Origin of the sequence: Devosia sp., assembly GCF_014860165.1 — a bacterium.
Taxonomy (GTDB): domain Bacteria; phylum Pseudomonadota; class Alphaproteobacteria; order Rhizobiales; family Devosiaceae; genus Devosia.
The window spans coordinates 48,359-62,764 of sequence record NZ_JACZKG010000067.1 but is presented as its reverse complement, the minus strand read 5'-3'; the positions used below and the strand labels follow the sequence as shown (position 1 = coordinate 62,764).

Sequence of the window (14,406 nt, the reverse complement as noted above, 5' to 3'; positions counted from 1 at the left end):
GTCCCCGCCACCGGCCGGTACTCCGCGCCAACCCAGCCGTCATAACCCAGCCGCTCGATCCCGGCGAAAATCCCCGGATAATCCATCCGTCCGGTGCCCGGCTCATGCCGCCCTGGCACATCGGCGATCTGCACATGGCCGATGATTGGCAGCAGCCGCTCGAATGTCTGCAACACGCGGCGCTGCGTCATTTCCATGTGGTAGAAATCGTATTGCAGCCAGAGATTGTCGTGGCCGACCTTGGCCATGACGCGCTCGGCATGGTCCGTCGTCGATACGGCAAATCCCGGCATGTCGACCTGGTTGATCGGCTCGAGCAACGCCATGATCCCATGTGCGCCAAGCCGCGCCGCCGCGAGGCGCAGATTACCCACCAGTGCCCATTCCGCATCGCCTGGATCGGCGCCTGATGGCACGATGCCCGCCATCACATGCACCTTTTTGCAACCGAGCGCCCGCGCATAGCGCAGCACGGTCTCGATGCCGTCGGCAAATTCGTCCTCCCGCCCGGGATGGCACGCAATGCCCCGTTCGCCCTTGGCCCAGTCACCCGCCGGCGAGTTGAACAGCACCACCTCGACACCTGCCGCCTTGGCGGCGGCCGCCACCTCTTCGGGCGGAAACTCATAGGGCGAAACAAACTCGACGCCGCGGAAGCCATCGGCCGCCGCGGCGCCAAACCGTTCGAGAAAACCATGCTCGGGGTAAAGCATGGAGAGATTGGCCGAAAACCTCACGCAGCGGGCGTGAAATTCAGCGCCACGCCATTGATGCAATAGCGCAGCCCGGTCGGCGGCGGGCCGTCGGGAAACACATGGCCCAGATGGCTGCCGCAGGTAGCGCAATGCACCTCGGTCCGCACCATGCCATGGCTGCGATCGACAGTGTCTTCCACCGAGCCGGGCACTGGATCGTTGAAGCTCGGCCAGCCCGTGCCGCTCTCGAACTTCAGCTTGGATTCGAACAGCGGGCTGTCGCAGCCGGCGCAGGAAAACGTCCCGGCGCGCTTCTCATACAGCAGCGCACAGGAGCCGGGCCGTTCGGTCCCGTGATTGCGCATCACCTGGTATTGCTCAGGCGTCAGCCTGGCGCGCCACTCGGCGTCGGTGCGGGTCACCTTAAAGGCATGGGTGTCCATGAAATTACTCCTTTTGTCGCCCTGTCATTCGCGTCAGATATAGGATTGGTTACGTCCCGCCCATACCGCGCGTTGCATCACTTTCGCGCCGATCGTAGGCCAAAGGCTCGCCATGTCCATCGTTACCTCCATCGAGCAGCTCGAAGCGCTCTACACCCCTGCCCCGGTCGCTGCCTCCACCGTCAAGGTTGCCCACCGCATGACGCCTGAATATCGGCGGCTGATCGAGGCCAGCCCCTTTGCCGCCCTTGCCACTGTTGGCCCCGAGGGCATCGATTGCTCGCCGCGCGGCGATCAGCCCGGCTTCGTGCGCGTCCATGACGACGAGACGCTGATGATGCCCGACCGGCGCGGCAATAACCGCATCGATTCGCTGCGCAACATCGTGCGCGATCCCCGCGTCGCCTTCCTCTTCCTGCTGCCCGGCTCCGGCACCACCTTCCGCGCCAATGGCCGCGCCCATCTCAGCATCGACCCGGAGCTGCTGGCCAGTTTCGCGGTCGAGGGCAAGCCGCCGCGCTCAGTCATCGTGATGAAGATCGACGAGCTCTATTTCCAGTGCGCCCGCGCCATCGTGCGTTCCGAACTCTGGAACCCGCAGCGCCATATCGATACCAGCACGCTGCCCACGCCGGGCGAAATCCTCGCCGCCATGACCGACAACCAGGTGGGCGGCCAGGCCTATGACCAGGCATGGCCCGAGCGCGCCAAACAAACCATGTGGTGAACCCGCGCCGCCAGTGGCGTCACGGGTCGGTCATGCACTAGCGTTAGGAAAAGCGCGGACCGCACCATAGGCATAAAATGACCCTGAAATTCGTTGTCATGAGCGACCTGCATGTGATGCCGCAGGGCGAGCTGTCGATGACGCTCGATACCGGCGCGCGCCTGGAGCAGGCCGTGGATGCCGTCATCGCCCGCTATGGCGACGCCGACTTCTGCGTCCTGGCCGGCGACCTCGCCGATCTGGGTCAACCATCAGCCTATGAACACCTCAAGGCCATCATCGCCCGCCTGCCCATCCCGGTGCATATCACCCTGGGCAATCACGATGATCGCGACAGCTTCCTCTCCGTCTTCGGGGACGGCTACATCGCCGCCGAGACCGGCAAGGTCGACAAAACAATCGACCTCAAGGGCTACCGCATCATCCTGCTCGATTCCTCCGAGCCCGGCCGCGTCGATGGCGTCCTGTCCGAAGCCCAGATCGCCTGGCTCAAGGCACGACTGGCCGAAGCCATGGACCGCCCGGTCATCGTCATCCTCCACCACAATGCCAATGCGCTGCATATCGAGTCCGACAATATCCGCATCCTTGAACCCGATGCCTTCATCGCCGCCCTCAAGACCCACCCCGATATTCGCCAGGTCATTGCCGGCCACGTCCACCTGACCTCGACGGCCACCTGGCGCGGCCTGCCTTTCACCACCCTGGCCGGCAACCACTATTCCTGCAGCGTCGACCAGCCCAACGTCCCCATGCGCCGCCTCACCGGCCCCGGCCAGATGGCCTTCGTCCTCGGCACCGCGGACAGCACCACCGTGCTCTTCGACGACTTCATCGACGGCAACGCAGAGATTTTTGTCGAGGACTGATCAGTCGCTCCCGCGGCCACACCCAACGCGCGTCGGTGGTGCGGGGAGTGGAGCGGTTAGTCCGCACCATTTGCCTTCGAACCGGTCAAGGCGAGGCGAAAATGCCGGATTGCGAGAACCGAAGCGCCGCGTGCATGAGCACGTGAGCATCGGAAGCGCAGCAATTTGGTATTTGCAGACCGCCTTCACCGGGATCGAAGGCAAATGGTGGGAGTAACAAGGATTGAACTTGTGACCCTTCGCGTGTGAAGCGAATGCTCTCCCGCTGAGCTATACTCCCGTCGCCATTGGCGAAGTCTTTAGAGAGATGGTGGGCGTAACAAGGATCGAACTTGTGACCCCCTCGATGTCAACGAGGTGCTCTCCCGCTGAGCTATACGCCCATCTCTCCGGGATGGAAGAGCCGCGAGGCCCGTCCAGTGGCGCGGATAGACCATAAAAACCCCGAAGGGGTCAAGAGGGTCATCCAAGCTTTGTGGGGAGACAAAACTCGCTGTGGCGAGTCGACTGGCGTGGCTTTCGAGAACCGGAGCGGAGCGTACATCAGTACGTGAGCACCGGAAGCGCAGAAAGCCGCGTCAGACGGCCGCCGCAGTAGAGTTTGGTCAGGCCGCCAGCAGCCGCTCGACTTCGTTCACCAAATCCTTGAGGTGGAACGGCTTGCTCAGCACCGAGGCATCCTTGGGGGCGTCGCTGTCGGGGTTGAGCGCCACCGCGGCAAAGCCGGTGATGAACATCACCTTGAGATCGGGGTCGAGTTCAGTGGCGCGCCGCGCCAGTTCGATCCCGTCCATTTCCGGCATCACGATATCGCTGAGCAGCAGCGAGAAGGGCTCCTCGCGCAGCCGTTCATAGGCTGACAGCCCATTGTCGAACGACACGACCTCATAGCCCGCGTTCTTGAGCGCACGCGTCAGGAAGGACCGCATGTCGTTATCGTCTTCTGCGAGCAGAATTCGCTTCATCTAGGGCTCCGGCCGTTCGACTGGCGCGGCCGGATGGGTCATCCGGCTTGGGCGCGTGGCACAACTGAACGACGCGCCACACGGCGCATCATGAGTCGGACTATAGGGGATCATGTTTAAGCGAAGTTTGCTGTCCTGCAAACCTCGGGTGAACCGGCCCCGTCATTTCTGCTGGCAATTTGTGCGACAATCTGGACAAGCCGGCCGCAAAGCGCGAAACTGACTGGCAAATCAGTGCGGCGTCGGCTCAAGACGCCTGTTGGGAGGCACCTTGCGGTCCGACTATTGGGATCAGCCGGCATTCGAAACCATCCGGCCGCGACGGCTGGTAGCACCACTGGTGTTCAATTCCGCCCATTCCGGCCGCGTCTATCCCGAACGCTTCCTCGCCATGACCCGGCTCGATCATCTCTCGATCCGCCAGTCCGAGGATGCCTGGGTCGATGAACTCTTCGCCCGCGCCCCTCATCTTGGCGCCCTCATGCTGCGGGCACATTTCCCCCGCGCCTATCTCGACGTTAACAGGGAGCCCTGGGAACTCGACCCCACCATGTTCGTCGAGCCGCTGTCGGATCGGTTCAACACCACCTCGCCGCGCGTCGCGGCGGGCCTGGGCACGCTGGCCCGCGTCGTCGCCGAGAACAAGCCCATCTATCGCGATCGGCTGACCATCGAAGACGCCCGCATGCGCATCGAGGGCATCTATCATCCCTATCATGCCGCCCTGCAGAAGCTGCTGAGCGAAGCTCTCGCCGCCTTCGGCGTGGCCCTGCTGATCGACTGCCATTCCATGCCGCGCATCACCCGCTCCAACGACAAGGCCGCGCCCGATATCGTGCTGGGCGACCGCTATGGCACCACCTGCGCCCCGGGCCTGGTCGACCTGGTCGAGACGGTCTTTGCCAGCGCTGGCCTCAAGGTGGCGCGCAACCGCCCCTATGCCGGCGGCTTTGCCACCCGCACCTATGGCCGCCCGCAGCATGGCGTGCATGCCCTGCAGATCGAGATCAGCAGGCATCTCTACATGAACGAGGTAACCCTGGCCAAGAATGACGGCTTCGAAGCCATCCGCAGCCTCATCGACCGCCTGATCTTCGCCCTGATCGGCCTCGACCTGGTGTCCTTGGTGGGCGGCCAGCCCGTGGTCGAAAAGGAAGCGGCGGAGTAGGTCCCAACCACCGGGCCCACCCAAAACTGGATCGTCACCCTCGGGCTTGACCCGAGGGCTCTACACTGTCGCACTTTTCCGCAAGTGAAACGCCTCGGATCGAGCCCGAGGGTGACGATTGGTGGTGGCGGAACTATCAGTGCATGCGTAAGAACTCATACCCTCAGTATGACCTCATGGTGAGCTTGTCGAACCACGAGGTCGTGGCCCCCCGGACCCGCCCCATGACCATCGATCTCGCCAAAGTCGAAGCCACCCTGCTGGCCGCCGCCGATGCCGCCGCAGCGCACACGCTGCCCCTGTTCCGCACCACATTGGCCATCGACAACAAATATGCCGTGGGCTTCGATCCGGTTACCGAAGCCGATCGCGGCGCCGAGACCGTGATCCGCGCCATTATCGCCCGCGATTTTCCAGACCACGCCATTATCGGCGAGGAATGGGGATCGACCGGAGAGAGCGACTATTGCTGGATCATCGACCCGGTGGACGGCACCCGGGCCTTCATCTCCGGCGCCCCCGTCTGGGGCACGCTGATCGGCTTTGCCCATAATGGCGTCGCCATTGCCGGCCTGATGAGCCAGCCATTCATCGGTGAAACCTTCCTCGCCACGCCCGGCAGCGCCACCTATCGCCGCGGCGGGACCACCACCACCGCCATCCAGACCAGCGGCCAGACCGAACTGGCGCCTTCCCGCGTCTTCACCACCACGCCCAACCTCTTCAAGGGCGAGCATTGGGGCAAGTGGGAGGCCATCGAGGCAGCCACTCGCCTGCAGCGCTTCGGCATGGATTGCTATGGCTATGCCCTGCTCGCCGCCGGCCATGCCGACATCGTCATCGAGCCGCGCCTCAACACCTACGACATCGCCGCCCTCATCCCCATCATCCGCGAAGCCGGCGGCGCCATCGCCTGCTGGGACGGCAGCGAGCCCACTTCCGGCGGCGACGTGGTCGCCGCCGCGACGCCCGAACTGCTGGAAAAGGCCCTGGCGCTGGTCAATGCGAGCTGATGATCACGGAGCCATCAGTCGACCTCCCTCCCCCTTGTGGGGAGGGAAGCGAAGCTAGACCCGGAGGGTCGTAGCGTAGCTGGGTGGGGGTGAGAGCCTCGATATCCGGGCCAAACACCCCCACCCTTGATCCCTTCCCACAAGGGGGAGGGAGACGACTGCTGGTCCGGTGCCTAAGTCGACTGCTCGGTAATAAACGCATCGAACGCCGCCAGGACCTGGCCGCGGATGTTGTCGGTCTCCATGAACAGCTCATGCCGCGCGCCGGCAATCACCACATGCCGCCCGGTGCGCATGCGCAGTCCCAGCTGCTCGATGGCCGCAGTCGACACCACCTCGTCCCGCGCCGCCGCCAGCATCAGCAGCGGGACGCGGATGCGGGCGGCAAAATTGGTCTGGCCTGCCTCGGCCATGGCGCCGAACGCCGCTGCCGCCCAGCGTACCGTGGCAACGCCGATCTCGAGGTCTGGCCGCGCCCTGATCGTATCGACCGAACGCATGTAGCGGATCAGGTCCCCGGTCAGGGGATTGCCCGGAAAGGTCGCCTCCGACATGGGCTTGTCGGCCTTGCGCCCCACCGGCATGTGGCCGAGGCCCAGAAAGCTCAGCGTCTCGCCCAGCCGCGCCATGCCGGCCATGCCGAACGGCTGCCGGTCGAGCGCCAGCATCGGCGCCGACAGGAAGATCCGGTCGAACATCATCCGGTCATTGGCACCGGCCAGGAGCGACGCCAGCCCGCCCATCGAATGGCCCACCAGGTAGAAGGGCGGCGGACAGTCCGGCAGCAGGATTTCGCCGTGGAAACTGTGCAGGTCCGTCCAGTAATCCTCGAACTTGTCGACATAGCCCAGCTTGCGGTTGCCGATCAGCCGGTCCGACCCGCCTTGCCCGCGCCAGTCGAATGTCGCCACCGCAAACCCGCGCCGCCGCAAGTCGGCAATGGTCTCGAAATACTTCTCGATGAACTCGGTGCGCCCCTGCACCAGGCAGATCGTGCCGCGCTGTGGCCCTTCCGACTTCAGCCATGTCGCATAGCGCAGTTGCACACGGTCCGAGGTCTTGAAAAACCCGACCCGCCCGCCTTCCGGCATGGGGTTGGACGGAATGTTGACCAGGCTGGGTCCATTGGGATCGACGACGGCGTTCATGGGCGACCTCTCATGAGTGCACTGGTCTTAGCTCAGAGAGGTTGAAAAAGGAAAACCGGCACCTCCTGGGAGGTGCCGGTCCTTGTATACGGTCCATGCGGGGGGCGGGTGATGGACCGCATTGACCGTGTTCTAAGCCACCCAGCCTGAACTCCAACGGACAGCCCCGTTCATTTTCCGTTCATCTTTGCCGTTTCGCAGCGATATCGCGGCAAAAGCACCCCCTTGAACCGGAAAAATCCCCTCCCATATCTGCTTCGTTCGCCGGACTTTCCGGGAACCCCGACCTCGAAATCATCCGCTCGCCTAATGCTGGGAGCGCTGTCGAGACCACCGGGACATCCACGTTGCTTTACGGAGAATGTGACCATGCAGACCATCGATTTTTCCCCCTTCTATCGTTCGACTGTCGGCTTTGACCGCGTCTTCAATCGCCTCGACACGCTCGTTGGGCAGGAGGCCAAGACCTATCCTCCCTACAATATTGAGCGCACCGGCGAAGACGCCTACCGCATCTCGATTGCCGTCGCCGGCTTTGCCAATGGCGACATCGCCATCGAGACCAAGGAAAACAGCCTGGTCGTCAAGGGTGCCAAGCCCGCCGAGGCCGCTGACAAGGCCCGTGAATTCCTCCATCGCGGCATTGCCGAACGCGCCTTCGAGTTGCGCTTCCAGCTTGCCGACTATGTCGAGGTCCACGGCGCCAGCCTCGAAAACGGCCTGCTGCATCTGGAACTGAAGCGCGAACTGCCCGAGAGCAAGAAGCCGCGCACCATCCAGATCAATGCCGGCACCCAGCCGACCATCGAAGACAAGTCGGTCAACTAGTCGCGCTGCCTTCAGCGTCGACAACCGCGCCTTCTTCGGCGTCGGTAGCCGCGTCGACCGATACCTTCACCTCCAGGTGACGATAGAGGCGCAGTCCGCAAGGGCTGCGCCTTTTGCGTGCTGCCTAGACCCGCGCCCGCCTGAACGACCCGTTCATGGGCCAGTCAGTGTGCAAGACCCAGTTTTGCGCTACACTTTTCGTCCTGCGCCCTGGGAGGCTTGCCGTGCACTCGCCCTTTCACCGCCTACGCCCCGCTCATCTCGGCTGCGCCGCAGTCCTGTTGCTGGCGCCTGGCGCTTATGCCGACGATTTCCTCAAGACCAACGATTGGCCCATGGCGGAGGCCCAGGCCGCGCTCGCCGACGAGATCGGCACGGCCCTGGTCCACGACATCACCATTGGCAGCGACGATGTCGCCATCACCGCCGACCACGCCACCGATCCCGAACAGACCACCGACTATTACTGGGATGGCCAGACGGTCCGTTCCGGCATCAGCATGCCCAATTTCACCGCCCTGGGCATGGGCGACACCAAGCCCTTCCCGCTGGCCGACTTGCCGCTCGACCGGCTGCCCGAAATCAAGAACGCGGCGATCAATGCCTTCGCCCTGCCCAAGGCCCTGATCACCGAGATCGAGGGCACCATGCCCACCACCCGCACCAGCAAGAAGCTCATCCCGCTCTGGGAAGTGCATTTCGCGCAGCCCGGCGGCGGTGTCGGCTCCGTGTTCCTCACCGCCAATGCCCAGGTGGTCGATATCATCCTGCCCCAGGGCCAGCAGGCCGAGCTCGGCCCATGGCTGGCCCCCGCCACGGTCGCCAATACGCTGGCCCGCCTCAGCGAGGAATTCGGCCCCAATGCCCGCTATGCGGAAATCTTCATCGATGACACCAAGGCCCTCGTGCAGATGGAAGACCCGCAAAATCCCGGTCAGATCGCCGAAATCCGTATCGACGCCGATTCCATGACCCGGGACGAATCGATGATGGCGGGTACCCCGCTCGGCCCCACGCTCGATCGCCCCTTCACTTTGGCTGACGTCGCCTCGCTAGACGCGGGCATGCTGGCCGATCTCGAACAGCGCACCATCGAACGCATGGGCATGCCTGGCATGACCGTGTTCCGCTACACGATTTCACGCTCGGTCCTGTTCATGACCCCCGAGGACGACCGCCTTGTGGTGGAAGTCCGCGCCGGATTGGACGACGGCTGGACCAGCGGCCGCGTCGCCTATGACATGAACGGCAATGAGGTCGACGTCGTCACGCCCTAGCCAAATCCGTTCAGGCGTCTGATAATTTGCTGACCCGCCTCCAGAAACAGTTGTCTGGTCAGCGCTTTGGTGACGGCGGCATCTCGGGTATTCCTATCGTTTCCTACACGAAAATTGGCAAAGTCCTATTTTATGTGACGGAAGCGTGGCAAAGGCGCTTGCCGACAGTTTGGAATTATGCAAATGTGCAGATGTTAGGGCAGCACTTCTGTCCTATCTGACGCGTCGCCCCGCTCTCCGCGGCCAGCGCGCACGCTGGTCCGGCTGGCCCGCTCTGCATGAGCGGAAACGGATAGGCGGGACTAATATAGTCCGAAGTTTGAGTGGCCATTTGGATGCAGCGCCACTCCCCATGCATGGATGCGTTTGCTCTTTCGAGCCGTACTGTTGTAGTACGACCCGCCTGAATAACGCGCCCACCAGAGGACGAGACGCATCCAGCCCGCCGGGGAACCGGCATCATCAGGATGCACACGACATAGCGACAGAGCCCGGCAACGGGCGCGACACAAAGAACGAGGAACATGCCATGGCAGACGCGCGGAACGGATCCCAAGCCCCGGTCACGACGAGCAAAGCCAATCGCACGACCTTGATCGAGCACGGTCGCCGTGTCGAAACTGGTCGTCCCGCGGCCCAGGGTCTCTATGATCCGGCCAACGAACACGATGCCTGCGGCATCGGCATGATCGCCAACATCAAGAACAGACCCAGCCACGAAGTGGTCGAGAAGGGTCTCGAAATCCTCGAGAACCTCGAGCATCGCGGTGCCGTGGGCGCCGATCCCTTGATGGGCGACGGTGCCGGCATCCTGGTGCAGACCCCGCATGCCTTCTTCAGCAAGGTGCTGCCTTTCGCTTTGCCCGAAAAGCACCACTACGCCGTGGCCATGCTGTTCTATCCCAACATCGTGGAACTGCGCGACCGCTGCGCCGAAGCCGTCCGCGGCGTCTTCGCCCGCGAAGGCCTGACGCTGCTCGGCGAGCGCATCGTGCCGACTGACAATTCGCCCCTGAGCGAAGGCGTCATCGCCACCCAGCCGATCATCGAGCAGATGGTCGTGGCCCGCCCCGAAGGCGTCACGCTCGATGAGTTCGAGCGCAAGCTGCTGATCGTCCGCAAGGTCATTTCCAACACCGTCTATGCCCAAGTCCCCGAGAGCAACGGCGACAACGGCTTTTACGTCGTCTCCATGTCGGCCCGCACGCTGGTCTACAAGGGCATGTTCCTGGCCGCCCAGCTCAAGGCCTTCTATCCGGACCTTTCCGACGAGAGCTTCGAGAGCGCCATCGCGCTCGTGCATCAGCGGTTCTCGACCAACACCTTCCCCTCCTGGAAGCTGGCCCACCCCTACCGCATGACCACCCACAATGGTGAAATCAACACCATCCGCGGCAACGTCAACTGGATGGCCGCCCGCCAGGCCTCGGTGTCCTCGCCCCTGTTCGGCGACGACATCACCAAGATCTGGCCGATTTCCTATGAGGGCCAATCCGACACCGCCTGCTTCGACAACGCGCTCGAATTCCTCGTGCGCGGCGGCTATTCGCTGCCGCATGCGGCGATGATGCTGATCCCCGAAGCCTGGGCCGGCAACCCGCTGATGGATGAGACGCGCCGCGCCTTCTACGAATATCACGCCGCCCTGATGGAGCCATGGGACGGCCCCGCCGCCATGTCGCTGTCGGACGGCCGCTACGTCGTCGCCACCCTCGACCGCAACGGCCTGCGCCCCGCCCGTTACCTCGTAACCCGCGAGGGCCATGTCGTGCTGGCCTCCGAGTCGGGCGTGCTCGATATTCCCGATGAGGACATCGTCGAGCGCTGGCGCCTGCAGCCCGGCCGCATGCTGCTGATCGACCTCGAAGAAGGCCGCATCATCTCCGATGACGAGATCAAGCGCACCCTCGCCACCAAGAACCCCTATGCCGAGTGGCTCGCCCGCAGCCAGATCGTGCTCGAAGACCTGCCCGAAACCGAGCCCAAGGCCCCGGTGACGTCAGAGTCGCTGCTCGATCGCATGCAGGCCTTCGGCTACACGCAGGAAGACATCAAGATCCTGATGGCGCCCATGGCCACCACGGGCCAGGAAGCCGTCGGCTCGATGGGCACCGACACGCCGATCTCGGCGCTGAGCCAGAAGTCCAAGCTCCTCTACACCTATTTCAAGCAGAACTTCGCGCAGGTGACGAACCCGCCGATCGATCCGATCCGCGAGGAATCGGTGATGAGCCTTGTCAGCTTCATCGGCCCGCGCCCCAACATCTTCGATCTGGCCGGCGCCTCCAAGGAGAAGCGTCTCGAAGTCCGCCAGCCCATTCTCACCAACGAGGATCTCGAAAAGATCCGCGCCATCGGTGACATGGCCGACAACCAGTTCAAGACCAAGACCATCGACATCACCTACCCCGCCGATATGGGCGCGGTGGGCATGGAAGCGGCGATCAACGCCATCTGCGAGAAGGCCGAGGCCGCCATTGCCGGCGAGTACAACATCATCGTGCTGTCCGACCGGCTCGTGGCCTCCGACCGCATCGCCATCCCGGCGCTGCTGGCCACCGCCGCCGTGCATCACCACCTGATCCGCAAGGGCCTGCGCACCTCCTCGGGCCTGGTGGTCGAGACCGGCGAAGCCCGCGAAATGCACCATTTCGCCATGCTGGCCGGCTATGGCGCCGAAGCCATCAACCCCTACCTCGCCTTCGAAACGCTCTCGGCCCTCCATGCCGAAGGCGAATTCCCGGCCGAGGTCGATGCCCACGAAGTGGTCTATCGCTACATCAAGTCCGTCGGTAAGGGCCTGCTCAAGGTCATGTCCAAGATGGGCATTTCGACCTACCAGTCCTATTGCGGCGCCCAGATCTTCGACGCCGTTGGCCTATCGACCGAATTCGTCCAGCGCTTCTTCTTCGGCACGGCCACCACCATCGAGGGCGTTGGCCTCGCCGAAGTGGCCGAGGAAACCGTCCGGCGTCACCGCGACGCCTTCGGCGACGATGTCGTGCTGCGCAAGGCGCTCGATGTCGGCGGCGACTATATGTACCGCATCCGTGGCGAAAAGCATGCCTGGAGCCCGGATGTCGTCTCCGACCTCCAGCACGCCGTTCGCACCCGGGACGAGTCGCCCGAGACGGCGCAGGATCGCTACAACAGCTTTGCCCACCGCGTGAACTCGGGCGAAAACGGCTATCTCGCCATCCGCAACCTGTTCGACATCAAGCCGCTGGGCGAAGCCGTGCCGCTTGATGAAGTCGAGCCGGCTGTCGATATCGTCAAGCGTTTCGTCACCGGCGCCATGAGCTTCGGCTCGATTTCGCGCGAAGCACACACCACCCTGGCCCAGGCGATGAACCGCATTGGCGGCAAGTCCAACACCGGCGAAGGCGGCGAGGAACCCGACCGCTACAAGCCCCTCAGCGATGGCTCGCGCAACCCGCTGCGCTCAGCCATCAAGCAGGTCGCTTCCGGCCGCTTCGGCGTCACCACCGAATATCTTGTCAATGCCGACCAGCTCCAGATCAAGGTCGCGCAGGGCGCCAAGCCCGGCGAGGGCGGGCAACTGCCCGGCCACAAGGTCGACTGGATCGTCGCCAAGACCCGTCACTCGACGCCCGGCGTGGGCCTCATCAGCCCGCCGCCGCACCACGACATCTATTCCATCGAAGATCTCGCCCAGCTCATCTACGATCTCAAGAACGTCAATGAGCAGGCCGATATCTCGGTCAAGCTGGTGTCCGAAGTCGGCGTCGGCACGGTCGCGGCCGGCGTCGCCAAGGCGCGCGCCGATCACATCACCGTCTCGGGCTATGATGGCGGCACGGGTGCCTCTCCACTGACCTCGCTCAAGCATGCCGGCGGCCCTTGGGAAATCGGCCTGGCCGAAACCCACCAGACCCTGGTGCTCAACCGCCTGCGCTCGCGCGTCGTCCTCCAGGTCGATGGCGGCCTCAAGACCGGCCGCGACGTGCTGATCGGCGCCCTGCTCGGCGCCGACGAGTTCGGCTTCTCCACCGCGCCGCTGATCGCGGCGGGCTGCATCATGATGCGCAAGTGCCATCTCAACACCTGCCCGGTTGGCGTCGCCACCCAGGACCCGGTGCTACGCAAGCGCTTCAAGGGCACGCCCGAGCATGTCATCAACTACTTCTTCTTCATCGCCGAAGAGCTGCGTGGCCTGATGGCGTCGATGGGCGCCCGCACCCTGCGCGAGCTCATCGGCCGCTCGGACCTGCTCGACCAGCGCAAGATGTCCGAATACTGGAAGAGCGAAGGCATCGACTTCAGCAAGCTCTTCTACAAGCCCGAGCCGATCGGCGGCGACACGCTCTATCATTCCGAGCTGCAGAACCATCACCTGGAATCGGTGCTCGACCGCAAGCTGGTCGAGCTGGCCGAGCCTGCCTTGGCGCGCGGCGAAGCCGTGCAGATCGAGCTGCCCATCCGCAGCCGCGACCGCTCGGCCGGTGCCATGCTTTCGGGTGCCCTGGCCAAGAAGTATGGCCATGAGGGCCTGCCCGACGACACCATTTCGATCAAGTTGACCGGCACCGCTGGCCAGAGCTTCGGCGCCTTCCTCGCCCGCGGCATTTCCATCGACATGGTGGGCGACGCCAACGACTATGTCGGCAAGGGGCTCTCCGGCGGCCGCATCGTCGTGCGTCCCTCCGACAAGGTGAGCTTCGAGCCGAGTAAGTCGATCATCGTCGGCAACACCGTGCTCTACGGCGCCATTGCCGGCGAATGCTACTTCCGCGGCATTGCCGGCGAACGCTTCGCCGTCCGCAATTCCGGCGCCATCGCAGTCGTTGAAGGCACGGGCGACCATGGCTGCGAATACATGACCGGCGGTGTTGTCGTCGTCATCGGCCAGACCGGCCGTAACTTCGCCGCCGGCATGTCGGGTGGCGTCGCCTATGTGCTCGACGAGGATGAAACCTTCCGCGAGCGTTGCAACCTGGCCATGGTCGATCTCGAGCCGGTTGCCGAGGAAGAAGCGCTCATGCAGAAGCTCCACCACCATGGTGGCGATCTCGAATGGCATGGCCGCGTCGACATCTCCGGCGACATGACCAAGCATGACGACGAGCGCCTGCACCAGCTCATCTCCAACCACCTGCACTATACGGGGTCGGACCGCGCCCGGTTCATCCTGGACAACTGGGTCGAGATGCGCCCGAAATTCGTCAAGGTGATGCCAGTCGAATATCGCCGCGCCATCAAGGAGATGGAAAAGAAGCGGGCCAGCGGCAGCATGGGCGTGGCAGCGGAATGAC

At 63.7% G+C, this 14,406-nt stretch carries 11 protein-coding genes and 2 tRNA genes; 7 read left to right on the top strand and 6 right to left on the bottom strand.

Annotation, left to right across the window (positions count from 1 at the left end; all coding sequences use genetic code 11):
• A partial coding sequence (locus IH615_RS16445; protein ID WP_291363472.1) for a TIM barrel protein occupies window positions 1-713 on the bottom strand: 713 nt, incomplete at its 3' end.
• Window positions 714-733: 20 nt separating this feature from the next.
• On the bottom strand, window positions 734-1,138 hold the full coding sequence (msrB, locus tag IH615_RS16440; protein WP_291363470.1) for a peptide-methionine (R)-S-oxide reductase MsrB: 405 nt from the start codon (window positions 1,136-1,138) through the stop codon (window positions 734-736).
• A 112-nt stretch (window positions 1,139-1,250) separates the two neighbouring features.
• Between msrB and IH615_RS16435 the strand changes: the two genes are divergently transcribed.
• Entirely contained in the window at window positions 1,251-1,865 is a 615-nt protein-coding gene (locus tag IH615_RS16435; protein ID WP_291363468.1) for a pyridoxamine 5'-phosphate oxidase family protein, read from the top strand.
• A gap of 77 nt (window positions 1,866-1,942) precedes the next feature.
• A complete protein-coding gene (locus IH615_RS16430) occupies window positions 1,943-2,734 on the top strand; it encodes a metallophosphoesterase (protein WP_291363466.1) in 792 nt (263 codons plus the stop codon).
• A gap of 205 nt (window positions 2,735-2,939) precedes the next feature.
• Here IH615_RS16430 and IH615_RS16425 read toward each other — a convergent pair.
• From IH615_RS16425 to cpdR, 3 genes are all read right to left on the bottom strand, one after another.
• Window positions 2,940-3,014, bottom strand: a tRNA-Val gene (locus IH615_RS16425).
• A gap of 28 nt (window positions 3,015-3,042) precedes the next feature.
• Window positions 3,043-3,117 (bottom strand) — tRNA-Val (locus tag IH615_RS16420).
• 222 nt (window positions 3,118-3,339) lie between these two features.
• Window positions 3,340-3,699: a cell cycle two-component system response regulator CpdR gene (cpdR, locus tag IH615_RS16415; RefSeq protein ID WP_046139960.1), complete on the bottom strand. Its 360-nt coding sequence runs from the start codon at window positions 3,697-3,699 to the stop codon at window positions 3,340-3,342.
• 271 nt (window positions 3,700-3,970) lie between these two features.
• Here cpdR and IH615_RS16410 point away from each other — a divergent pair, with 271 nt between their 5' ends.
• Window positions 3,971-4,867: an N-formylglutamate amidohydrolase gene (locus IH615_RS16410; protein WP_291363461.1), complete on the top strand. Its 897-nt coding sequence runs from the start codon at window positions 3,971-3,973 to the stop codon at window positions 4,865-4,867.
• 224 nt (window positions 4,868-5,091) lie between these two features.
• Window positions 5,092-5,880, top strand: a complete 789-nt coding sequence (gene hisN, locus IH615_RS16405; RefSeq protein WP_291363459.1) for a histidinol-phosphatase — start codon at window positions 5,092-5,094, stop codon at window positions 5,878-5,880.
• Window positions 5,881-6,053: 173 nt separating this feature from the next.
• On the opposite strand, the gene IH615_RS16400 is transcribed toward hisN, so the two are convergent.
• Window positions 6,054-7,028 carry an alpha/beta hydrolase gene (locus tag IH615_RS16400; protein ID WP_291363457.1) on the bottom strand — a complete coding sequence of 325 codons (975 nt, stop codon included), beginning with the start codon at window positions 7,026-7,028 and terminating at the stop codon, window positions 6,054-6,056.
• Between the two features lie 369 nt (window positions 7,029-7,397).
• On the opposite strand from IH615_RS16400, the gene IH615_RS16395 reads away from it, so the two are divergent.
• The 3 genes from IH615_RS16395 to gltB all read left to right on the top strand — a co-directional run bounded on the left by IH615_RS16395 (window position 7,398) and on the right by gltB (window position 14,405).
• Window positions 7,398-7,856, top strand: coding sequence for an Hsp20 family protein (locus IH615_RS16395; RefSeq protein ID WP_291363455.1), 459 nt, complete (start codon window positions 7,398-7,400; stop codon window positions 7,854-7,856).
• 224 nt (window positions 7,857-8,080) lie between these two features.
• Entirely contained in the window at window positions 8,081-9,133 is a 1,053-nt protein-coding gene (locus IH615_RS16390; protein ID WP_291363453.1) for a hypothetical protein, read from the top strand.
• Window positions 9,134-9,662: 529 nt separating this feature from the next.
• Entirely contained in the window at window positions 9,663-14,405 is a 4,743-nt protein-coding gene (gene gltB / locus IH615_RS16385) for a glutamate synthase large subunit (RefSeq protein ID WP_291363451.1), read from the top strand.
• The last annotated feature ends 1 nt before the right edge of the window (window position 14,406 follow it).